The sequence below is a fragment of the Alicyclobacillus pomorum DSM 14955 genome (assembly GCF_000472905.1).
Classification (GTDB): Bacteria; Bacillota; Bacilli; order Alicyclobacillales; family Alicyclobacillaceae; genus Alicyclobacillus_A; species Alicyclobacillus_A pomorum.
In genome coordinates, this window is the sequence record NZ_AXAR01000002.1 from 230,849 (window position 1) to 252,217 (window position 21,369).

The 21,369-nt window shown below is 52.6% G+C and carries 22 protein-coding genes and 2 riboswitches; of the genes, 4 read left to right on the forward strand and 18 right to left on the reverse strand.

Going from position 1 to position 21,369, the window contains the following annotated elements:
• Positions 1 to 283: 283 nt before the first annotated feature.
• Positions 284 to 805, forward strand: a complete 522-nt coding sequence (locus YWK_RS22815) for an EsaB/YukD family protein (RefSeq protein ID WP_026963679.1) — start codon at positions 284 to 286, stop codon at positions 803 to 805.
• 439 nt (positions 806 to 1,244) lie between these two features.
• On the opposite strand, the gene YWK_RS0103325 is transcribed toward YWK_RS22815, so the two are convergent.
• From YWK_RS0103325 to YWK_RS0103340, 4 genes are all read right to left on the reverse strand, one after another.
• Positions 1,245 to 1,652, reverse strand: coding sequence for a DUF7376 domain-containing protein (locus YWK_RS0103325; RefSeq protein WP_026963680.1), 408 nt, complete (start codon positions 1,650 to 1,652; stop codon positions 1,245 to 1,247).
• 155 nt (positions 1,653 to 1,807) lie between these two features.
• The gene (locus YWK_RS0103330; RefSeq protein ID WP_026963681.1) at positions 1,808 to 2,629 is read right to left on the reverse strand and encodes a carbohydrate ABC transporter permease; all 822 of its coding nucleotides are present in this window, start codon (positions 2,627 to 2,629) and stop codon (positions 1,808 to 1,810) included.
• On the reverse strand, positions 2,629 to 3,624 hold the full coding sequence (locus YWK_RS0103335) for a carbohydrate ABC transporter permease (protein ID WP_035465855.1): 996 nt from the start codon (positions 3,622 to 3,624) through the stop codon (positions 2,629 to 2,631). The genes YWK_RS0103330 and YWK_RS0103335 overlap by 1 nt, the downstream gene beginning before the upstream one ends.
• Positions 3,625 to 3,748: 124 nt before the next feature.
• Positions 3,749 to 5,002 (reverse strand): ABC transporter substrate-binding protein, encoded by a 1,254-nt coding sequence (locus YWK_RS0103340; RefSeq protein ID WP_051375065.1) that lies wholly within the window; start codon positions 5,000 to 5,002, stop codon positions 3,749 to 3,751.
• Between the two features lie 349 nt (positions 5,003 to 5,351).
• On the opposite strand from YWK_RS0103340, the gene YWK_RS0103345 reads away from it, so the two are divergent.
• Positions 5,352 to 6,536, forward strand: coding sequence for an ROK family transcriptional regulator (locus tag YWK_RS0103345; RefSeq protein ID WP_051375032.1), 1,185 nt, complete (start codon positions 5,352 to 5,354; stop codon positions 6,534 to 6,536).
• Between the two features lie 211 nt (positions 6,537 to 6,747).
• Here the strand turns inward: YWK_RS0103345 and YWK_RS0103355 are convergent, their stop codons facing one another.
• The 5 genes from YWK_RS0103355 to YWK_RS0103375 all read right to left on the reverse strand — a co-directional run bounded on the left by YWK_RS0103355 (position 6,748) and on the right by YWK_RS0103375 (position 11,552).
• The gene (locus YWK_RS0103355) at positions 6,748 to 7,170 is read right to left on the reverse strand and encodes a hypothetical protein (protein WP_035465856.1); all 423 of its coding nucleotides are present in this window, start codon (positions 7,168 to 7,170) and stop codon (positions 6,748 to 6,750) included.
• 147 nt (positions 7,171 to 7,317) lie between these two features.
• On the reverse strand, positions 7,318 to 8,523 hold the full coding sequence (locus tag YWK_RS0103360; protein WP_026963686.1) for an MFS transporter: 1,206 nt from the start codon (positions 8,521 to 8,523) through the stop codon (positions 7,318 to 7,320).
• 215 nt (positions 8,524 to 8,738) lie between these two features.
• Positions 8,739 to 9,644, reverse strand: a complete 906-nt coding sequence (locus tag YWK_RS0103365; RefSeq protein ID WP_425387171.1) for an ABC transporter substrate-binding protein — start codon at positions 9,642 to 9,644, stop codon at positions 8,739 to 8,741.
• Between the two features lie 53 nt (positions 9,645 to 9,697).
• Positions 9,698 to 10,408, reverse strand: coding sequence for an ABC transporter permease (locus YWK_RS18110; RefSeq protein WP_084453456.1), 711 nt, complete (start codon positions 10,406 to 10,408; stop codon positions 9,698 to 9,700).
• Positions 10,380 to 11,552: an ABC transporter ATP-binding protein gene (locus tag YWK_RS0103375; RefSeq protein WP_026963688.1), complete on the reverse strand. Its 1,173-nt coding sequence runs from the start codon at positions 11,550 to 11,552 to the stop codon at positions 10,380 to 10,382. Before YWK_RS0103375 ends, YWK_RS18110 begins: the two co-directional genes overlap by 29 nt.
• A gap of 199 nt (positions 11,553 to 11,751) precedes the next feature.
• Positions 11,752 to 11,902, reverse strand: a riboswitch (cyclic di-AMP (ydaO/yuaA leader).
• 196 nt (positions 11,903 to 12,098) lie between these two features.
• Between YWK_RS0103375 and YWK_RS0103380 the strand changes: the two genes are divergently transcribed.
• The gene (locus YWK_RS0103380; protein ID WP_026963689.1) at positions 12,099 to 12,485 is read left to right on the forward strand and encodes a CidA/LrgA family protein; all 387 of its coding nucleotides are present in this window, start codon (positions 12,099 to 12,101) and stop codon (positions 12,483 to 12,485) included.
• Positions 12,469 to 13,146, forward strand: a complete 678-nt coding sequence (locus YWK_RS0103385; protein WP_026963690.1) for an LrgB family protein — start codon at positions 12,469 to 12,471, stop codon at positions 13,144 to 13,146. The genes YWK_RS0103380 and YWK_RS0103385 overlap by 17 nt, the downstream gene beginning before the upstream one ends.
• A gap of 219 nt (positions 13,147 to 13,365) precedes the next feature.
• Here the strand turns inward: YWK_RS0103385 and YWK_RS0103390 are convergent, their stop codons facing one another.
• The 9 genes from YWK_RS0103390 to YWK_RS0103435 all read right to left on the reverse strand — a co-directional run bounded on the left by YWK_RS0103390 (position 13,366) and on the right by YWK_RS0103435 (position 21,306).
• Positions 13,366 to 13,830 carry a hypothetical protein gene (locus YWK_RS0103390; protein WP_026963691.1) on the reverse strand — a complete coding sequence of 155 codons (465 nt, stop codon included), beginning with the start codon at positions 13,828 to 13,830 and terminating at the stop codon, positions 13,366 to 13,368.
• 24 nt (positions 13,831 to 13,854) lie between these two features.
• Positions 13,855 to 14,667 carry a lytic murein transglycosylase gene (locus YWK_RS18115; protein ID WP_051375034.1) on the reverse strand — a complete coding sequence of 271 codons (813 nt, stop codon included), beginning with the start codon at positions 14,665 to 14,667 and terminating at the stop codon, positions 13,855 to 13,857.
• Positions 14,668 to 14,670: 3 nt separating this feature from the next.
• A riboswitch (cyclic di-AMP (ydaO/yuaA leader) is annotated at positions 14,671 to 14,796 on the reverse strand.
• 131 nt (positions 14,797 to 14,927) lie between these two features.
• Positions 14,928 to 15,380, reverse strand: coding sequence for a hypothetical protein (locus tag YWK_RS0103400; protein ID WP_026963692.1), 453 nt, complete (start codon positions 15,378 to 15,380; stop codon positions 14,928 to 14,930).
• Positions 15,377 to 16,570: a ParM/StbA family protein gene (locus tag YWK_RS0103405; RefSeq protein WP_026963693.1), complete on the reverse strand. Its 1,194-nt coding sequence runs from the start codon at positions 16,568 to 16,570 to the stop codon at positions 15,377 to 15,379. The genes YWK_RS0103400 and YWK_RS0103405 overlap by 4 nt, the downstream gene beginning before the upstream one ends.
• A gap of 467 nt (positions 16,571 to 17,037) precedes the next feature.
• Positions 17,038 to 17,367, reverse strand: a complete 330-nt coding sequence (locus YWK_RS0103410) for a hypothetical protein (protein WP_026963694.1) — start codon at positions 17,365 to 17,367, stop codon at positions 17,038 to 17,040.
• A 135-nt stretch (positions 17,368 to 17,502) separates the two neighbouring features.
• Entirely contained in the window at positions 17,503 to 17,877 is a 375-nt protein-coding gene (locus YWK_RS0103415; protein WP_026963695.1) for a DUF423 domain-containing protein, read from the reverse strand.
• A gap of 634 nt (positions 17,878 to 18,511) precedes the next feature.
• Complete coding sequence (gene rlmH, locus YWK_RS0103425) at positions 18,512 to 18,991, reverse strand: 23S rRNA (pseudouridine(1915)-N(3))-methyltransferase RlmH (protein WP_026963697.1); 480 nt, start codon at positions 18,989 to 18,991, stop codon at positions 18,512 to 18,514.
• A 4-nt stretch (positions 18,992 to 18,995) separates the two neighbouring features.
• Complete coding sequence (locus YWK_RS18120; RefSeq protein WP_051375036.1) at positions 18,996 to 20,270, reverse strand: S1C family serine protease; 1,275 nt, start codon at positions 20,268 to 20,270, stop codon at positions 18,996 to 18,998.
• Positions 20,271 to 20,508: 238 nt separating this feature from the next.
• Positions 20,509 to 21,306 (reverse strand): MBL fold metallo-hydrolase, encoded by a 798-nt coding sequence (locus YWK_RS0103435; RefSeq protein ID WP_245578498.1) that lies wholly within the window; start codon positions 21,304 to 21,306, stop codon positions 20,509 to 20,511.
• Between the last annotated feature and the right edge of the window lie 63 nt (positions 21,307 to 21,369).

The window sequence follows — 21,369 nt, forward strand, 5'->3', positions numbered from 1 at the left end:
TTCTGTTGGCCTGTGTTTCTATCGTGGCAAGGCGGTCTGTCTTTTTCCCCACCATCACTACGGTATTTATTGACGCGTCTCAAACATCCAAAACAGAGAACCTCAACCTACGCGTTGAAAGAAGTTATAAAGGTACAAGAGGAATAGGAGATTCTACTTCGCGTACAAGTCGAGGTGTCGTCTGGGTGTTTGTCTACGCTTGTGGCAATTTGTGCTGTTATGATAGATGGAGATGGTCTGTACAACGGCACGGATTCCGTTCACATCACGGGGGTATCTGACTATGGCTTTGCAACGGGCACGTTTTCAACAGCATCAGTCGTCATCTGTTCTATTGACTGTTCAAGGACCGACACGGGCAATAGACCTGCAGTTACCCACGGATATCCCTGTGGGTGAGCTGATACCGCTATTATTGCCGATGTGCGCGACACAGGAGGAAAATCATCCTGGAGACCACAAACCTGTGTGGGTCTTGGGCATAGAAGGTCAACCTCCGTTTGGAAGGCATGAAACACTGATGAGTCACAACATCACAGACGGGACTACGTTGTGGCTCACTGATTTCAACGCCCCTCGTTTACCCATTCCGGTGCCTGAGGTGACAATTGAGCCTCCCGTGGCTGACATCCCGGTAGAGGTGACAGATAGAATTCGGTGGAAGTCACTCATTCCGTACATGGCCATTCATCGTGGGCGTGATGGCTGTGTACAGCCTAGCGCAAGTTGCGTTTCGTACACCGGCCCCCGCGTTCACTTTGTCTGGCCCAGCCTACATGGCGTTACCGGCCATACTCAGAAGTGATACTGTGGCCGAACAGCCGCAAACTCCGCCGTGGAACTCCGTAATTACAACCCATCCGACAACACCTGCCCAGGTCGGTCATTCGGCCATCTAACACAGCGACGCCAACACCGAAATCGCAGGCAAAACCACCCGCGAAACCCAATACGCAACAGCAAGCACAACAGTGGGTGAAAGCTGCCGTTCATGCACATAGCACAAAGAACGACAACCTCGCGATAGCGGACTTTCAAAAGGCCATCCAGGCGGATCCGTCTAACTTGACCGCGCGATATCTATCTACAGTTGCACGATCCACTCCCAGGACACTGGACACGGCAATGCATACACTGTCCGGAAATGACTACTGGGCTCTCTGGACTTTGAAACAGTTACTCATCTATTGAATCGGTCGTTGTACAGGCCCCCCGACAGAGGCGCCAGGGGGTCGCGTTTTCTGTCAGTGGTGTGCCATGGAACGTACGGTGAAACTGGACGTCGACTTTGTCACCTTGCGCGCAAGCACATCTGCAGGAACCTCGCCGAGTTTATGAAGCGCCTCCAACTTCTCTTTGTCCACCACTTCGACAACGCACTTTTTGCGCACACTCGCCGATAGAAGCGGTGCAATGTCCTGAATGTCATAGGTGGTATAGCGCGCGTTCATCACGGGGCGTTGCTGTTCAGTGATTTCCAACCTGGCACGCCCGTCCGTTGCCGTGATGTTCGGGAGTCCCTGCTCCTTCATGTACGGTTCAATCACGCCACGCAGGGCGTCAAGTTCCTCTTTCAACGCTTTTTGCTGCTCGTACAAACGGACATATTCATCTACTGCCACCTGAATGTCTTTGCGAATACTTGCCGGCATCCAATCTTCCTCCCCGTCCCATACCAGTCTGCTTATTTTGTATGTTTGGGACGTGCTATTCATGCTGATTTTGCAAGTCGCGACAGTCAAAAAGGTCTCCATCTGCACTGGATGGAGACCCTGCTACGTATTCCCGATAAGGTCACAAATGTGGGTTAGCCCTTGACGGAACCTGCCAACAAACCGCGAACGAAGTAGCGACTCAACAACACGTATACGAGCAAAGTCGGTAGTGCAGCGATAAATGCACCGGCCATCTGTACGTTCCACTGCACAATTTGGCTGCCCGACAAGTTCTGCAAAGCCACCATAACCGGTTGATTGGGCGGTTGTGTCATGGATACAGCAAATAGAAATTCGTTCCATATCGATGTGAACTGCCAGATCCCAACCACGACAAAGCCTGAGATGGACAGCGGAAGGATGATGCGGCGGTAGATCCCCCAGTATCCCGTGCCGTCAATCGTCGCCGCCTCTATTAGGTCTGTCGGGATGCCGGCGTAGAAATTGCGGAAAATCAGCGTACAAATCGGCAGTCCGTAAATCACGTGAATGAGAATCAGCCCCGGAATGGTGTTGTACAGGCCGATGTCAGTCATGAATTGAATCACTGGAATCAAGACGCTCTGGTACGGAATGAACATACCGAACAGAATCAGCGGAAAGATGACATTGGCCCCGCGAAATTTCCATTTCGATAAGGCATAGCCGTTCAAAGACCCGAGCAGTGCAGAGATGATGGTTCCGGGAATCGCAAGGTAGAAACTGTTCCCCAAGTTGGGTGCCAACTTGTTGAACGCCTCAGCGTAACTGGAGAAATCCAGGTGTTTCGGCAACCACCACATGTGGGCGAGATCAATCTCAGCATTTCCTTTTAAGCTGGTCACAATCACGACGTAAACGGGTACCAAGTACGCGAGCGCAAACACTATGAGAAGGAGGTAGAGAATAGTTCGATTGATTGTTCGCAAAGCCATTAATCTCCCTCCTTGCGCAAACTGCTGATGAGATACGGCACAATCACGATGGCCAGCGCAATCAACATGAAGATGGCGATGGCTGCGCCTTCTGCGTAGTGGTTCCCTTGGAACGTCGTGTTGAACATGTTCAAGCTTGGCATATCTGTCACGAACGCAGCGCCCGGCCCGGTCATCGCGTAGATCAGGTCAAATATTTTCATGGAAATATGCGCAAGAATGATGATGGTTGTCGCTGTCATTGGACGCAACTGAGGGAACGTCACTTTCCAAAATGCCTTCCACTCACTGGCACCGTCCACGCGAGCCGCCTCGTGTATTTCCTCAGGAATGGCGCGTAACCCCGCAAGGTAAAGGGCCATTGCGAAGCCGGACATTTGCCAGACAGCCGCAATCACCACCGCAATCAAAGCAACAGGAATCCCAAATTGAATTTGCCCCCAATGAATGCTGGGGATAATCTTCGTCGACGTATACCACCCCGGTAACTGGCTGGGATTCCAACCAAATGCCTTAAGAATTAAGTTGATTCCGGAACGAGGGCTGAGCAGCCACTGCCACACGACGCCTGTGACAATGAAAGAAAGCGCCATTGGAAAAATGAAGATGTTTCGAAACAGTCCCTCCGCTCGGATCTTGCGGTCCACCAGAATGGCCAATAACAGTCCTATCACCAGACAAAGGAAGATAAACAGGATTGTAAAGAATAGTAAGTTGCGAAGGTCGGCTTGGAAGCGATATTCGCCGAACAGCATGGCATAGTTTTTCAAGCCGGCAAAGGACATATTGGGGACGAGGCTGTTCCAATGGGTCAAGGAGATCCAACCCGTCCAAGCGATAAACCCGTAGACAAACACCGCAATTGCAATGAAAGACGGGAGAATGGTCAAAATCGGGTACGCTCTTTCCCACGTCCAGGGACGCTTGCGCTTTGCCAAGGCCGGAGGCAACCCGGTTAGAGGCGATCCAGTCGAAGTTTGGACATTCTGTGCCACAAGGAGTCCCCCTTTCAACGGAGTCGTTCACACAGAAGGTCAGGCAGCGATGTTCACCCGCCTGACCCCTGCGTACGTCTTTCGAATCCAGTTTCGCCTCAGCGCACGTGCATCGTTGAACGCATTACTGCCCGAGTGGGTTCTGCTGTGCGGCAGACTTCAGCTGAGCAATGAAACCGTCCACGTCTCCGCTGCTGACGAAGACTTGCATCGCTTGGTTGACCGCATCGAGGAATCCAGGATTTGCAGCAGACCCGTGTGCCAAACTCGGGGTCAGCGTATCTTTCTTAAAGTCCTGAATCGCCGATTGACTGTAGACATCGTATTTACTGGTGTCCGCGTCCAAACGAGCTGGAATGGAACCTTTGAGCGGGTTGAACGCGTCTTGTCCAGGCTCAGACCCGAGCACCTTCAGGAACGCCAGTGTTCCATCTCGGTGCGGCGCGCCTTTCGGCAGGCCAAAGGTATCCGTGATCACCATGAAATCGCTGTCCGTACCAGGTGTGGTTACCCATCCAAAATCCACGTTGGGCTTCAGGTGCAGGTCAGTCGTGTAGTAGCCCTTCGCCCAGTCGCCCATCACGTTCATCGCAGCCTTGCCGTTCGCCACGAGCTGTGACGCGTCTTGCCAGACCAACGAAGCGTGGTCAGAGTTGGTGTAGGACAGCATCTTCTTGAAGGTCTCCAGGGATTGTTTTACACCGGGATCGTCAAAAGAGAGCTTACCTTGCCACAGTTGGTCGTACTTGTCTGCACCGATGGTACCGAGCAATACGTCCTCCCACAGCATGGTGGCTTCCCACGTGTCTTTGTCACCGAGTGCCAGCGGTGTGACGCCGTGCGACTTCAGAACATCTGCATCCTTGAAGAAGTCGTCAAACGTCTTCGGCGGCGTCAAGTGATATTGGTCAAAGATCTTCTTGTTGTACCAGAGGACGTTGCCGCGGTGAATATCCACCGGGACACCGTAGATGTTCCCGTCCTTGCTGACCATGTCAATCAGCTGCTTCGGGAATTTGTCGTTCCAACCTTCCTGTTGGTACAAGTCGTTCAGTGGCTCCATCTTCCCTGCGTCCACCCAGGACATGAGCTCGGCGCCACCGTGCACCTGGAACGTGTCAGGCGGATTGTTCGCCTTCATACGGGTCGCGAGAACTTGCTTCGCATTCGTCCCTGCACCACCAGCGACAGCGGAGTTTTGCACCTGATAATCCGGATTCTGCTTTTGAAATAACTTGATCAGCGCTTGAAGCCCGTCCGCTTCACCGGCTCCTGTCCACCAAGAGAAAATTTCAACCTTCTTTGCTGCGGAACCACTGTTCGCAGCGGCGTTGCTTGTATTCTCTGTGTTGTTTGACGTTCCGCACGCTGTGGTCATTGCGACCGCAACAGCCACCGTAGAGCCCCATTTCAAGGCTTTGCCCAGTTTCACGTGTGGTTGCCCCCCTTATCGACGATAGTAAAGTCTGATCCGGTGTATCCGCTTACTTCGATGGGTTACGGATACACGCTGGCAGTCCAACCTCGCCTCAACGCTCGCAGCAATCAACGTCACTGAATCCAGTTCGTTTATCTATTCAACCAAGCTGTTTATTTGTAAGCGGATTCAGTATACTATGTAAGAGTCTAGCGAGGTTTTCTGCCCGTCTTGGTTTGTATACTAAACTATTCTCCGAAGTCTTGCAATACTGATATATTGAAAACCTTCCATGAGGAGGAGACACAAGGTGGCACAGCGCATCGATGCATCCACGATGAGACAATTGAATAAAGCCACAGTCCTTCATTGCGTACGTGCGCGGAGCCCCATTTCCCGCATCGAAATTGCTGAGACAACGGGGTTAAATAAGGCGACCGTGTCCTCCCTTGTCGATGAACTGATGGACGAGCAATTTGTTGTCGAAGTCGGATACGGCCATTCAAAAGGTGGTAGAAAGCCTATCCTTTTGGAATTTAACGCAGACGCGGCGTTTACTGTAGGTTTGGATGTTCAAATCACACACGTCACAACGACCCTGTGCAATGCCAACGGAACCGTGCGTTGGGCACACACCGTTCCGATGGACATGGGTGGAACAGATGTACAAGAACATCTTTTGGCTCTCATCACGGCGCAAGCAGCCAATGCGATGGCGGCAGCACCCCCTAGTCCGCACGGCGTGCTGGGGATTGGCATCGCCTTGCCGGGGATGGTCAACTTCCACAACGGTCACGTGTACATGCTGCCAAACATGGGCGTTGTGGATTGGGACATCCGCAGCGCGTTGATGGAACGGTTCCGCGTACCTGTGTTTGTCGATAACGATGCGAACTGTGGCGCCTGGGCAGCGTATCGGATGAATCCGACCACCAAAAATCTTGTGTACATCTCGGCGGGAATTGGTATCGGGGCCGGCATTGTCATTGGAGGCCAACTCTATCGTGGTAGCCGTGGCGTGGCTGGCGAGTACGGACATACCACCATCGTCGCCATGGGTGTTCGTTGTACGTGTGGAAACTACGGCTGTTGGGAGCGCTACGCGGCCGAAGAAAGCCTTCTTTGCTATCTTGCTGAAAACGGTGTCACAGACTTTCAGGACGTAGAAGAGGACTTCGTAGAGAAAGTCGTTCGGGCCGCCAACAAAGGCAATCATGGGTGTGTCCAGGCCCTGGTGACGTTGGGGCGCTTTCTCGGCATTGGGATGGCCAATATTGCCAACACGCTCAATCCTGACGCTGTGTTTTTCGGTGGCCACTTGTCCCACGCATACAAATACCTGTTGCCCCAACTCAAATCATCTATGGATCTGAAATCCGTACAACCGGTGAGAGAGACGCCAATCCTTCTAGCAAACTCGGACAGTGTGGCGATAGGCGCCGCCGGCATTGCACTTGCGGAGACACTGTATCAATCCGACTTTGTGGAAAATTGACATCCCCGCATTCTATCATGCGTGGCGTTGTCCCGTACGCGCTACATGTCAGACACAACGCGTCCGTGCCCCGTTCTCAGCGGTCTTTCATATTTGCTTGCCATCTGTGGGTCGCGTGAAAAAGAACACAAAGGTAGACAGCAAGGCTGCAGCCGCAAAAATCGCACCCGGTGACGGCTTGATTTTGGGAATTGAATCAAGCTTCACAACATCACCCCCGCGTTCCAGGCTGATTGAACTTGCTCATCAGCCGTACTCGATAATCGGTAAAGAACTCCTGCGTTTTCGGTAAGTAGCCTGCTAATTTTGCATATCCAAACGGCGGTCCGCTGACGACAATGGAAATCGTTCTAGACCCGATAAACGGACCCACCACGTTGATTTGGTCCGTAATGAGCAATAGAGCCGTGATGACATCCAGTGCGTCTAAGGCCAATTCCGCACTTGGGGTCTTCCCTTCTGCAGCGTATCCCGTGATGGGACCTGCCAGGGATAGTCCAAAGGACTCAGACGACAAAAAAACTGATGTGATTTTCAGCTGGCCGGTCAAAAGCAACACGGCAGTGAGGATATCCAGGCTGCGTAGGATTGTTTGCGGAATCAGATTCCCGTGTGTGTTTCCACCCCAAATCATTTCGCTTCCTCCGTAGTCTGGATAGAACATCATATTGCAATCTGCCCTATATGAGCACGGCCAGCGTGGGAACGTCCACAAATATTTGAATACCATCCATCTTAGGCTGACGCGACGCGCAGGAAGTACATAAACAGGGCTTCGCCCTTAGGCGGATGGACCCGCATCGCGTTTTCGAATGGCTCTTGTCACCACCCAGTCCATCCCATAGGCAACAATGAGCAATGCTGTGATGATGGTGACAACACCGAGCCATCCGTAGGCACTCCAAAATAGCCCGCCAGCCGAACCGACGATGCTGGAGCCTGCATAGTAGAACAGCAGATACAGCGAGGACGCCTGCGCTCGATAAGACGGTGCAAGTTGCCCCACCCATCCACTGGCGATGGCGTGCCCACCAAAAAAACCAAACGTGAATAGAGCCAACCCGACAATTTTGAGAAGTAATGATGGGAACAGCGTAACCAGACAACCCACTATGGAAATCGTTACCGAAATTCGTAAGGCCTTCGACTTGCCGATGGAGTCCGCTGCCCGTCCCATCCACGTTGAGCTGAACGTCCCCGTGAGGTAGACCACAAAGATAAATCCGACCAAAGTCTGACTGAGGTGGTACGGTGGACTCATCAACAGGTAGCTGATGTAGTTGTACATGGTGACGAAGCTGCCCATGAGCAAGAAGCCAAGTGTGTAAATCCCGAGGAGTATCCGGTCTCGAGCAGCATGGCTGAGCCGGGAAACGAGTGCCTGAAGACCCATCTTTTGTGGGGAGAAGTGTGCTGGGCGCGGAAGGTTAAACCAAAACCAAGTGGCCAGCACCATACTCATGATACCAATGACAAAAACGGCAATCCTCCAGGAAGATAGGTCGGTCACCATCCCCGTAATGATCCGACCTGCCATGCCGCCGATGGACGTGCCACTCACGTACAACCCCATCGCCATACCGGCAGAGCTGGGGTGAAATTCCTCGTTGACGTACGCCATGGCGATAGACGGAAACCCCGCGAGCACAACGCCCTGCACGGCCCGCAGTGCAAGCAACGTAGGGTAGTTCGGTGCCACGGCAACGAGGATGGAGAGGGCCGCAGAAGAAAAGAGCGAGACAGCCATGAGGCGCTTGCGCCCCCACTGATCTGAAACGCCCGATACCCACAACATAGAAACCGCAAGGGCTGCGGTAGCAAACGACAGGGATAGACTGGACATCGCAGGACTGATGTGAAACTGCCGGGACAATTCCGGCATGATGGGTTGGGTGGTATAGAGGATGGCAAAGGTGATGAACGCACCGGCAAACAGCGCCAGCGTGGCTCGAACATAACCGGGTTGCCCCCTTTGAATGTAAGACACTATGAAAACTCCCTCCAAATCTGAGCGTTTTGCAGTCGTCGATTTTCCCATCTATTGTCGCAAAGTCACGCCCTACACACAAAACCGCCTCCCGCTGCTCCCGACCTGGAGTCGACAAGTTCCAAGGAAGCAGAAAGGGACCTCCACCTCGTCGGCGGAAGTCCCAATCCGGTTTCACGTCCTTTTGTGCTTGTACACTTTCCTCTCGTCGTTCCCTAGAGTAGCCCATTTNCCTGGAGCCACTGTTGCGCCACATCCGCAGGCTTCTTGTGCTGCAGGTCCACCTCTTCGTTCAGCTTCTGCATTTCCGTGTCCGTAATCTTCCCTGCCAGTTTGTTGAGCACCGACCGAAGTTCTGGGTGTGCCTTCAGAACGCTGTCCCGGATGATGGGCACCGCGTAATACGGTGGGAACAGGTGTTTATCGTCCTGAAGCAACACCAGGTGGTTGGCAGGAATGTTTCCGTCGGTCGAAAAGGCGTCAATGACGTCAACCTTCTTGTTGTTGAGTGCCTGGTACTTCAGACCAATCTCCATTGACTTGACCGATTTGAAATTCGTTCCGTACAGTTTCTCCATGGCTGGCAAGCCGTCGGCGCGTGTGATGAAGTCCTGCTCCGTCCCCAACGTCAATTGATTGGACTTCTCTGCGAGTTGTGAAATGCTGGTGATCCCCAGTTGCTTCGCCTGGTCAGCACGCATCGCCATCGCATAGGTGTTGTTAAATCCTATCGGCTGGAGCCACGTGATGTGATACTTCTGCTCAAACTGCTGCTTGACTGTGTCGTACACCTTTTGTGGATCCGTCATCGGCTTCTCTTTGAGAATGTTGGCGAGTCCCGTGCCGGTATACTCCACATACACATCAATGTTGCCGCTCTGCATGGCGTTCCAGACCACGTTGCTATCCAGCCACGACTTCATTTTCACGTGCAGCTTCGTATCATGTTCAATCAGGTCCCTCATCATGTTTGCCATGATGTCCTGTTCGGTAAAGTTTTTGCCGCCCACGACAATCGTATCGGATCGGTCTTCGATAATTCCACACGCACTGACACACACTGTCAGCCCGAGCGCCATGGCGACAGCCATCGCACCACGGGTGACTCGCTTTGACCACATTTGCTTGAACTTGCTCGCTATATTCAAATCAAGGTTCACCCCAATTTCATGCCTTAGGCACCGCGATTTACCCGAGTCTGCACCTCGTCCAGCCTACGAGCGTCGATGTCGGCTTTGTTGCTCTGCGACGCTTTCGCGTCCACGCGCAGTCCACGAGGTGTCAACCGACGGTCTAGCCACATCAGCAGCACGTCAAAGACAATCGCCAACAGTGCCGCCGGGATAGCGCCTACGAGGATGGTCGGCGTGTCAATCATGTCAATGCCCCGCATGATGATGTCCCCCAACCCGCCAGCACCAATAAACGTGGCCAGTGTCGCGACGCCAATGGTGGTCACCGCCGAGGTTCGCACGCCGGCAATGATGATGCCGCGCGCCATCGGCAGCTCAACCATCCACAAGATCTGGCGCTTGGTCATGCCCATGCCTGTACCAGATTCAATCAAAGCAGGATCCACCTCTTTGATGCCGGTGTACGTGTTGCGGACAATCGGAAGCAACGCGTACAAAGTCAGGGCAATCAATGCAGGCAATGTGCCAATGCCGAGCAGCGGAATCATAAATCCGAGCAACGCGAGGCTGGGAATCGTCTGAATGACCGATACAACAGTGATGACAGGCGTTGCCAGGCGTTCGTGCCGCGTCAAGTAGATGCCGAGTGGAACCGAAATCACGCACCCCAGCAACAGGGCAACCAAGGACAGAAACATGTGTTGGGCAAGGCCTTGGATCAAATCATCCCAGTTCTGAGACAAGGCCTGCATCAGCGTACTCAACGTCCACTCCCCCTTTGTACGTTTCTGCGACGAGGCGGATCAAACTCGCGCGCGTAATGACACCTAACAACCGCTCTTCGCGGTCGAGTACAGGGATGTATCCTCTGCCGTCCGTTTCCATCAGGTCAAGAACAGTCTTCATTGGAGTGTCCGCAGAAACAACCGGAATGGAACGGTTCATCACATCGGCCACCGTCTTGTGCTCATTTCCGTAGTGCTTGCAAATTTCTACAGTGCCGATGGCGCCGAGATAGCGGTGGTGGGCATCTGTCACGATGAGTCCATTCACCCGATACCGACCCATGAGCCGCACCGCTTCCGCCAATCCGCGATTTGCCGAAACCGTGACTGCATTCGTCATGGCATCGCTGGCCACAGCGGCCCAAGCAGCTTGCTGAAAGCGTTTCTCGCCGACGAATTCGCGAACAAAATCGTTCTTGGGATGACGCAGAATCTGATCCGGCGAATCCGCTTGTACCATCTCGCCGTCCTTCATAATCACGATTTGGTCGGAAATCTTGATGGCCTCATCCATGTCATGGGTTACGAAGATAATGGTTTTCTGCAACGTGGCCTGCAGTCGAATCAATTCATCCTGGAGGCTCTCCCGGTTGATGGGATCCAGCGCGCTAAAGGGCTCATCCATCAGGACAATCGACGGATCCGCAGCCAACGCCCGGGCCACGCCGACACGTTGCTGTTGACCGCCACTGAGCTCCCGCGGGTATCGGTGGCGAAATTTTGCAGGGTCTAGTCCGATAAGGTCCAACAACTCCTCTGCGCGCCGCTGTGTCTTCCCTTTGTCCTGGTGGTTCAACCTTGCCACCAGTGAAATGTTCTCCTCAATGGTCATGTGCGGAAAAAGTCCAATCTGTTGAATGACGTAGCCAATGCTGCGCCTCAGTTCGACCGGATTGCGCTTGCGGACGTCCTGCCCTTCGACGTAAATGATCCCGGATGACGGTTCAATCAAGCGATTGATCATTTTCAGCGTCGTCGTTTTTCCACACCCAGACGGTCCAATGACGGTGACCAGCCGACCGGCGGGTATGGCAAGAGTGAGATCCGTCACGACCCGGTGACGCCCATACGTCTTGGAAACGTTCTGAAATTGCACAGCACAGGACTCCATGGTATCCCCCTTTTTCTTCTACATGGTCGTTGGCCATGTGGTACTACCCTACAAGGCAGGGATAACCAAGGACGGATATCAATAAGGTGGGTGCAACAAAGCAGGTTTACATCACGCACGTGAATACGCCATGGAAAACCACGTTGCGATAGAAGTTCGTGCAGCTGGTGTACGTTGAATCATCGATGAGGATCTCCAGCAATCCCACAGTATTCGCCTACGAGGTTAGCTGACGGGTTTGGCGCAATCAACGCCTATGCTCTGCTCACTGGCGTGAGAAAGCAATTCACCCCAGATAATGGTTCCCCCGTTTTTGAGTGTCTCCACCCAAAATTCGGCCCGTCCCTAGATTGCCTTGTGTGGAAATGAATAGGTTTTATAAAGTGTAACATACAACGTATGCTATGTCGAATTTCTCAGTCCAGTGACACAACTTCCCGTGGCGATGTATTTCCACACCATTCGAAGGTCACATGACGAATGAATGACTTCGATTGGACAGATGAATGGATTCCGCGTAGGCTTTTGATCAGGAGATGATGTGTCGTGAAAATCGTCAGAGTGGCGTTGCAAATCAGCTTGCTGACTGCATTATCTATGTTCGGCAACTGGGTCTCTGGGCTGACACACTTGCCGATTCCCGGAAGTATCGTCGGGTTGATTCTCCTGTTCGCTTTGTTGCAACTGCGGATGGTCAAACTACAATGGGTTGAGGTCGGCGGAAACTGGCTGATCTCCAACATGTTGTTGTTCTTTGTACCGTCCGCGCTCGGCATTATCCAATACGGGTCACTTGTGAAAACGGAAGGCTTGCAACTCGTGCTCGTCATTGGCATGAGCACGGCCGCTGTGATGATTACCACCGGACTGTTTGCGGAAAAGTTTACTCAGTGGAAACGTAAAGGAGAGAAGCAGCGTGCTCTCACTGATTAGTTTGTTGGTGACCATCGTCGTGTACTGGATCTGCCGGAGCATCTACACACGCTGGCGTTGGACGGTGCTGAATCCGATGGTGGTGAGCCTGGTCGTACTCGTGATATTCGTGTCCTTGACACGGATCCCGTACTCCACCTATGTGAGCGGTACACACGTACTCACATTCATGCTGGGCCCAGCTACGGTGGCCTTTGCCATTCCACTCTATAAACACTTCCACCTGCTCAAGAAACACGCGCTCGAAATCGTCACAGGTCTATGTCTGGGCTCTGTGATGGGTATTGTGACATCGGTTGTGTTTGGACGCGCGCTGGACTTGAGTCACATGGTGACAAATAGCCTTGCGCCCAGGTCCGTCACCACGCCGATTGCAATCCAAATCTCCCAGCAGATTGGAGGCAGTCCGGTGTTGACCGCCGTATTTGTGATTGTAACGGGGTTAATAGGGTTAATCCTAGGTCCACTATCCATTCGCTGGTTTCGAATTCAGTCCGCAGTGGCCAAAGGCATGTTGATGGGCATGGGGGCTCATGCAATCGGTACATCCCGGGCGTTTGAGTTCGGTCAATTGGAAGGTACGTTTTCCAGCTTATCCATGATTGTCGCTGCCGCGTTCACCGTACTCGCTGCACCGTTGTTGCTACCCCTTCTTGGATGATTCCCGTACTGCGGAATGGTATCAAACACGCATTGGGTCACATTCCCCGGGCAATGGACAACTGCGCTCAGGATTCGCTCAACGTCCGCTCTACCAATATGACATGTCTCATCAGCTCGATACCCGAAAAGGAATCCACCAACACGCAAAACGCCACTCGGCCGACGTGCGACCCAGTGGCGTTTTGCAATTGAAATCCACAGAGGAAGAGACCGTGATTCAGTTCGCGTATTGGCGAAGTTCTGTAAACTCCTCTAAATATCCGTAGCGCTTCAGCTCGCGCAGCGCTTTGCGGATGCTGTGTTCATCATCACCGGATTGGCTGGACAGTTCCAGCAGTTCTTTCAGGCCGACTTGCGGATGGTCTTTACAGTAAGCAAGGACACCCTTTGCTGCCCACGAGAGGCGGTCGTCTGAGAAATCTCCAACAATCTGGCGAAACAACTTGTGTGGGAGGATTTTTAACTCAACCAAGCTTTGCAAAGCCCTGGTCGCCTGCTTCGGATTCATCCGACCCTGCCGAGCAAGATCCTTTAGCGTGGGCAAGTTGGATTCAGCGGAGTAGGCGCGTAGAACGATACACACCATCTGCGCATAGATATCCAAATTCGGGTGTTCAAAGATCTCGGTTGAGAGCATGAAATTACGTGGACCTTCTGTCGCAGCTGGTTGCTGATTACTCATACTGCATTCTCCTCCTTGATGGCTCTACAGACGTGCCAGCGCCATAATTCGCTTCACGTACGCAGTAGAATGGTTGTAGGCATAGATTGCACCGGCCGGATTGCTGGAGAAACCGTCCATCGCGAGCATGTGCGCTGCCGTGTAAACGGCGTCGCTGACATCGTGAATGTCCGGCCGACCATGGTGTCCTGGTGCCGCTACGCCGTACGCTGCAAAAGTGGATGGAAGGAACTGCATCGGCCCCATCGCACCTTCGCTGCTCACTGGACAATTGGATACCGCAAAATCCGTCTCCGTCTTATGAATGGCGGCCAGAACCGTCCACGGAATTCCGTATCGATTGCCTGCTGCTTTGTACAGCGGGATGAGATTTGACGGAACTCCCGGAATGGATGCTGTGGTGTTCGCAATGTCACGTGAGGGGCTTGCGTCACCAGCCGACCGGGTAGCATTTGGTTGTGTAGAGGTACGCGTTTTGGCATACACTTGCCATTTTTGCGGTACCTGCAAGCGTTCACCAGCGTAGATGGTGGTGTTTTGCATGCTGTTGATCTGTTGCAGAGCCGATATGGACAGCCCGCTGACGTGCGCTATCTCCCACAGCGTATCGGACGGCTGCACCGTGTACGTACTGAGTTTGATAGAGGGAGCTTTCGGACCGGTGATGTGCGTTCGATGAACGCTGTCATTCTTGATGCGCTGTTGTGAATCTATTTGAGGCTGAGACGTGTGAACTTGATGGAAGACGTTGGCTGTTCGTGCTTGCGTAGTGAATGGTAGACCGAGTAGGCATATCGCGCCCATCAGTAGGACAACGCCATGACGAAGGTAGTACATAAAATATCTCCTTTCTTTCGCCTACGAGGTTAGTTGACGGGTTCGGGCAGAAAGGTTGCCCTAGACATGAAGTCCTTCACCCCAAAAGAAAATCTCCCCCGCCCGCTGACGGTTCGGCGCTTCTTTGGTTCATTCAATATGCATTTATGGTATACAGTCTTCGACTTATACTTTTCGTCAAGGTTACTAGATTTACGTCCGTTGTGTCCACTGGAAACAATTGGGCCACCCGTGCGGGTGGCCCAAGATGGTTTGTCACTTTAGTGGTTTTCCCGGGACTCGAGCAGTCGTCCGGAATTACGTTGCGCCTGCAGAAAGATTTGCGCCAAATCGAGTTTACTTCGCGGCGCCGGATCTGAACTCTCCTTGGCCACTGGCGGTTCCATTCGAAGGTCTTCCGTCCGCGGTGGTTCAACGTCTGAATTCGGCTCCATGGACATCTCGTCGCCTGGCGCCGGCCATTCGGGTGAGGTGGCAAGGTCGGACATTGCAGATAGGTCCTCATTCACTCGGGTATCCATATCGTTCGATACGTGAACGGATCCCTGTTGTTGAACGTACCTCGTCAAGATTTCCATTACACCTTGGCTGAAGGTCCCTTCTTCTTTGAGGTGGTTTAAATAAGCGATGACCTCAGGCGGTGTTTCCGCTGGAACGTACAGTGTGACGTCCTTTCCCGGCCGCACGTAGACGGTGGAACGACGCTTTTTCAATGGGCATCGCTCTCTCCCTCTGCCTTAGTTTCCTTCCGGGCAGTGACTGCCACCTCACCTGTGTGTTTGAGTGCGTGATCTAACAATAGAAAGGTCCCGCGTGCATTGCGGAATTGACTGTATTCAGCGGAATCGAAACGAATGGGCAACCCAAGTTCCGCGTTGAGTTTTTCAATCCAGGGTTGCAACACAATGGATCCACCGCCGATAAACCAAAACTCGTTCGCGTAGCGCACGTGCTTCCAAGCGTTGCGAGCAGACTTCAGCACCTTTTCTGCCAGGATGCGCATGTGCCTGTTCACGAGATTGGTCATATCAAACACAACTTTGCCTTCCGCGTAAATTTCGTATTCCTTATTCACAAGCATTTGCGTGAGTTCCGCGGTACTCGCAATCAGTTCCTCGCCCTGTGCGTTCACTTCGTTGCGAATGTTCTCCAACGCGTCGTTGAGGTGAATTTTTGTCCCCGTTGAATGCCGTTGGTCGAGCTCAAGGCCGGGCCGGAAGAAGGCAATATCCATGTCGACGCCACCGACGTCCGCAATGCCAAACCCCTTGTGTGAAAGCGGCGATTTCGAGGTTGCCTCGATGTCGTAGACGCCGGACACATCGTCAATCGCAATGTCAATGGGAAGTGTGAATTCCAATTCCACAGTCACGCCTTTAAACAACGGGGTCGTAACGAAGGTAACCGAGTGGACGCCGCTCGTAATCTTCGCTGCAAATTCAGTGCGGAATTTGGCAATTTCACTAATGGGCAATCCAATCGCCAGGTGAACCGTGGCCTTAATCCGCTTCACACCCCGTTTGATGTTTTCCTCGTGCTTCTTGGCCACGGCGTATGCCGCTCCGGTCAGCAGTGTGACCATGGTCTCCGGCCGTTGCGCCTTTTTCTGCGCGGCTTTGTCTCCGACAATTTCATGGACGACGCCTTCGTCGCCAATCGCCAAGTTCCCTACGTAGACATGGCGATATTGCTCGCTCTCAATCGCTGGCGATGTGACTTGTACGTCTAGGAAATCCAGTGGATCTCCCTTGTCGGTTAGGAGGAAGCGTTCGCCAACCGGTTGCGATACCACGTTCGGGAAAATGAATGTGTTGTTCAAGTCGTCGTAGATACCTTTGATATGGCTGCTTCCGTTGTCCATGGACAGTGCGATACTCGTCACGAAAGTTTCGTTCTTGGCCAAGTTGGTTCTCCTCTCATCAAACGAAATTCGTATTCGATATAAATGTTCGACATACAAAGAGTTCTACCTGCTTATTTTGTTTCTGAGGGTAAGCGTGAAAGTTTACCTTTTAAAAGGTAAACGTTAAGGTTTGAATGTTAAAGTGTCACCTTTAAAGTTTAAACCGTAAATTTTAGAGTTTACACTTCAAAGTTGATACGGGAAGGCGATGTCAAATCATCCACATGATGCCCCTGATGACGGCGCTCACAGCTTTAAACTTCACGATTTACCTTTCAAACTTTACACTTTAAAGCTTAAACTTTAACCTTTAAGGTTTAACTTTTACAGTTTAAGCTTTAAGCTTTCAATAGACACATCCCACTATGGGGGTGTAACATAAAAAGCCCCAAAACAAGGATGGAATCCTCGAGGGGGCTGTGCATGATGGATATCAATGAATCGATTTATTTGATGCCAAGGATGAACTAATGGTGTAATACGAGAACCAGTAGCAAGATAAGGACAATGGCTACGAGAGACACCTGGATGGACGTATGTCTCAAGACGGAGGTGGTCGGTCGTGATTCAAACATCGCGAGGTCCACAGACCGTCTCAGGCTTTCCAAGTCACTCTTTTGAAACGCGCCGATATATGTACTTCGCACCTTGGAACCGGGCGGCTTGTAGCGGATTCTTACGTCGCAGATGCTTCCCGCGACGTGCATGATGACGCCATCATGTCCGGCAAACTCACTGTCTGCACTAGCCCGGATACGAACACGTTGGCCTGCGCGAAAGACTCCGTCTTGTCCCATGGCCCTCCTCCTTTACCAGCGCTGCGGTACGACACTTAATAACGTATGCCCGCCACCGCAGAATGATGACGCCTCCGTCCTCTTGCAACACTGGCATGGACCTTTGCTACAACATGGTACGCCTACAGCGCAGCCTCACATCGCTAAAGCCACTCCAATGGCAAACAGTGCCCATCCTCCAAGGAAGCAGAGCCCGCCTAGGGGCGTAATGGCACCAAATCCTCGTCTCCCGGTTATACTCAACACATATAGACTGCCAGAGAACAGGAGGATGCCCACCACGAACAACCAACCAGCGACCTGCACCATGGAATTACCGATTCCCAACCGCAGCATGATTCCCACCGCTACCAACGCCAACGAATGGTACATTTCATACTGTGCCCCTGTATGGAACACCTCTAACATCGTCTCCGATATCTTCCCTTTCAACGCATGCGCACCAAACGCACCCAGTGCTACCGACGCAAAAGCCAACACGGCTCCGACGAATGCGAATCCCAATTCCATCTCCTCCATTGAACCGAATTGCCGTTATAGGTCAGCGATACGCAACAGCATGACTCGACGCGACGAGAGCGCTTTGCAAATCGCTCAAACATGTCACGCATGACAAATACCGAACCTCATAAACCCCAATCTGCATCCAACCTAGACTCAATTCAACTCTACCACACAACTCCTGCCACATCGCTCACGTTTCGCCAACATGTGACTCCCTACTGGTGGTACACTGTCTCAGAAACAAGTGAGCCTGGTCAAGCATGCGAAACATCAAGAGATTCTGGTTCTCATCATCAGAGGGTGTTGCCATGAGTTTCCAAACAGCAAAAAGAGGTATCATCACACTGTTTTCCATATTCCTCATACTGATGATTGGATGCGGAACGCCCAACGTGAACACATCACAAAATACGCCGTTCAAATATAGATGCTCTCAAGCCAGTCATTTCTACCCCTGCGAAGGATTCTGAACATCGGGTAGCCACCATGAATCGACAAGAGCCAAATGTAAGCGCAATCCCTATGCTACAACCTGGGGCCACAGGCCATCCCGTGCTCTGGTTGACCGAAGCGTTGGCAGCACTGAATGAACTCCCTGTGCAATTTACGCCTGCAAGCGGGGCACCCACGGCTGTTTCGGCTACTTATGGTACGGTTCGCCCCGCGCAATTTTGATTCCCCGGTAAATCTGTTCCAGCAGTAGCACTCGCGCCAGTTGATGCGGCAACGTGATGGGGCCGAAGCTCCATCGAAACACCGCTCGCTTCAAAAGCCTGTCCGCCAACCCCAAGGAGCCGCCAATCAAAAACACAATGCGCCCATATCCTCCGCTTTCTAGCTGTGCAAACTGTTTGCTCCACGCTTCCGAAGTGCACGCCTTGCCTCGGATGTCCAGTGCCACAATCGCGTCGCGGTCCCGAAGCCACTTCTCCATCCTATCGGCTTCACGCGCCAATACCTGCTCACGCTCCACATCCGATGGATGGTCCGGCGTCGGTTCGTCCGCGACCTCCACGAGTTCCAACTTCACATAACCGGAAAGGCGCTTGGCGTATTCAGCCAGCGCCTCGCGCCAATACCGTTCCTTGACTTTCCCAACAGCGATAACCACGACTTGCATACTCTCAATACCCGAAGAAGTTGGGCACCGAAAATGGACTGTCGGAGCTGCTACCATCGTTGGACGGAGTATCCGCGGTATTCACCGACTTCATCTCGCCCAATTTCACTTTTACGTTCAGCTGTTGGCTGCCGCGATACAGTCGAAGTGTAACCGTCTGACCCGGCTGCTTCTGAAACAAGTACGTCCGCAGATCTGCCATGCTCTTCACAGTGTGGCCGTCAATGCTGACAATTACATCTTGAGATTTGATACCCGCCGCCTTCGCGTCACTTGAGTCTGCAGCGCGGACCCAAATGCCGTAGTCTACCGGAACGTCGGGCCAGTACTGCTCGGGTACAGCGTTTAACGAATATCCCGATATGCCGAGCGCCGGATGCACCGCGTGGCCGGTTTGGAGAATTTGCTCCGCGATACTTCTGGCTTCGTTGGCGGGAATGGCAAATCCCATGCCCTCGAAGTTTTGAGCCACAATTTTACTACTGTTGATACCTATCACTTCACCGTGAATATTGATCAGTGGACCGCCACTATTTCCCGGGTTAATGGCTGCATCCGTCTGAATGACCGCCTGATAATCAAGGGTCTGCTGCGTCTGCGGCTCTTCCACAGGCATAATCCGCTTTTTCGCGCTGACAATCCCGGCTGTCACAGAATCCGCGAAGTCCAGGCCCATCGGCGTACCGATAGCGATGGCGGGTTCTCCAACTTCGATGTTATCGGAATTTGCAAAACGCGCAGGCTGAATGTTCTTTACCGCGGTGACAGGGACCTGCAGGACGGCCAGGTCGGTGTATGGGTCGGTTCCAACAACCTGAGCCTGAACGTGCTTCCCAGACCCGAGCACGACTTCCACTTTGGCTGCGCCGTCCACCACGTGATTGTTGGTGACAGCATATCCGTATTTATCCTTCTTGTAGAACAGAACCCCCGTTCCAACGCCGGTGGCCTGCAGTTTATTGTTCTGTGAAAAAAAGTCCGACACCTGGGAATAGTTCACCACGCCCATCACAGCGGGTTCAACCTGCTTCACAGCTTCCGTGATGCCGTCCGATACATTCACGTTCACAGAGGTCGGCAAGGTCTGAGATAGCCCTCCGGTGTCATCTGTAGAAGCTTGAATGGAAGCAGGAATCACTCCGTGGTTTGCGAGCATGGGAATGGTTGCGAACGTGGCAGCGGATCCTACCAAAGCAGAAACCACGACAACTGCAACCCACTTCACGGCGTTGCCTTTTTTCCAATCCGGCCTGTCATCACCTTTGCCGTAAAATCCCACGTTTCCTCACCCTTCCTTTCGCGTACCGATGAGCGTGTGCCATCTTTTCCGTTTTCTATTATAAAATCCCTGGAAACAAGGCCTCAACACGTCGGTAAGAGGGTTTGCCACCGAGCATGACCCCATCACAGTCGACACATGTTTCCTGTCCGAACTCGACAGCGGCAAAGTACAGTCTACCCCCTCGGCTCACATCTATGCGTTGCGTACTTGAACCTTTCTCAACGAGAATGCGCCCTCATAAGGCGCGCAACGTGGTCGCAGTATGTCGAGCCGTGCGATGCAACCGAACCTGCTCTCCATAGCTCGATTTGATTTCGCGAAGGACGGATTGCACTGTAAGTTCCGCCAAATCAGGCTGGTTGTTTTCTTCGCTCAAGTGAGCGAGGTACACTTCCACCAGCCGATCTCCAAGAATATCTGCTAAAGCTACAGCACAATCGTAGTTGGACAAGTGCCCTTTATCGCCGAGAATGCGGCGTTTCACGCTCCACGGATACCGGCCCGCACGCAGCATGTCCACATCGTGATTTGCCTCCCACACGTATGCAGCACAATCCTGAATCACTTGCTTGATGTGGTCACTGACGTAACCTAAGTCTGTCACTACCGCGAGGCTGTCGTCCCCCGCATCAAAGCGATACGCTACCGGTTCTTCCGCATCGTGCGACACGCTGAACGGCGTCACCTTGATATCGCCTACAGTGAACGGTTGATCCGCAACAACCCATGTGACGCGGTCGGGACTACAGTGTTCCTCGACCTGTCGATACACGTGGTGCCACGTGCCCTGTGTGGTATAGATTTTCGCGTCTGAAACCTTCACCGCCTGTTTGAGTCCCCGTACGTGGTCTATGTGTTCATGCGTGACGAGAATGGCGTCTATGTCTTCTAGTTTGGCATTGGCCGCGGCTTGTAACCGCTGTTGAACCTGTCTGCCGCTAATACCCACATCCAGCAACAAGGACGTCTGGTCTGTCTTTATGTACACCGCATTGCCAGAGCTTCCGCTGGCAAGCACACTGAATTCCAACACCCGGATTCCTCCTGCCCTGAAGATAAAAACTACCATTTGGCACATCATTCATGGCACTTGGAT

What these genes read in the sequence shown, in the direction of transcription:
- YWK_RS18115 (WP_051375034.1), bottom strand. Translation starts at nt 14,667, where the DNA reads ATGTACTACCTTCGTCATGGCGTTGTCCTACTGATGGGCGCGATATGC.
- YWK_RS0103410 (WP_026963694.1), bottom strand. Translation starts at nt 17,367, where the DNA reads ATGGGACAAGACGGAGTCTTTCGCGCAGGCCAACGTGTTCGTATCCGG.
- YWK_RS0103390 (WP_026963691.1), bottom strand. Translation starts at nt 13,830, where the DNA reads ATGAGTAATCAGCAACCAGCTGCGACAGAAGGTCCACGTAATTTCATG.
- YWK_RS0103355 (WP_035465856.1), bottom strand. Translation starts at nt 7,170, where the DNA reads ATGATTTGGGGTGGAAACACACACGGGAATCTGATTCCGCAAACAATC.
- YWK_RS0103340 (WP_051375065.1), bottom strand. Translation starts at nt 5,002, where the DNA reads ATGACCACAGCGTGCGGAACGTCAAACAACACAGAGAATACAAGCAAC.
- YWK_RS18110 (WP_084453456.1), bottom strand. Translation starts at nt 10,408, where the DNA reads ATGCAGGCCTTGTCTCAGAACTGGGATGATTTGATCCAAGGCCTTGCC.
- rlmH (WP_026963697.1), bottom strand. Translation starts at nt 18,991, where the DNA reads ATGCAAGTCGTGGTTATCGCTGTTGGGAAAGTCAAGGAACGGTATTGG.
- YWK_RS0103325 (WP_026963680.1), bottom strand. Translation starts at nt 1,652, where the DNA reads ATGCCGGCAAGTATTCGCAAAGACATTCAGGTGGCAGTAGATGAATAT.
- YWK_RS0103415 (WP_026963695.1), bottom strand. Translation starts at nt 17,877, where the DNA reads ATGGAATTGGGATTCGCATTCGTCGGAGCCGTGTTGGCTTTTGCGTCG.
- YWK_RS0103375 (WP_026963688.1), bottom strand. Translation starts at nt 11,552, where the DNA reads ATGGAGTCCTGTGCTGTGCAATTTCAGAACGTTTCCAAGACGTATGGG.
- YWK_RS0103330 (WP_026963681.1), bottom strand. Translation starts at nt 2,629, where the DNA reads ATGGCTTTGCGAACAATCAATCGAACTATTCTCTACCTCCTTCTCATA.
- YWK_RS22815 (WP_026963679.1), top strand. Translation starts at nt 284, where the DNA reads ATGGCTTTGCAACGGGCACGTTTTCAACAGCATCAGTCGTCATCTGTT.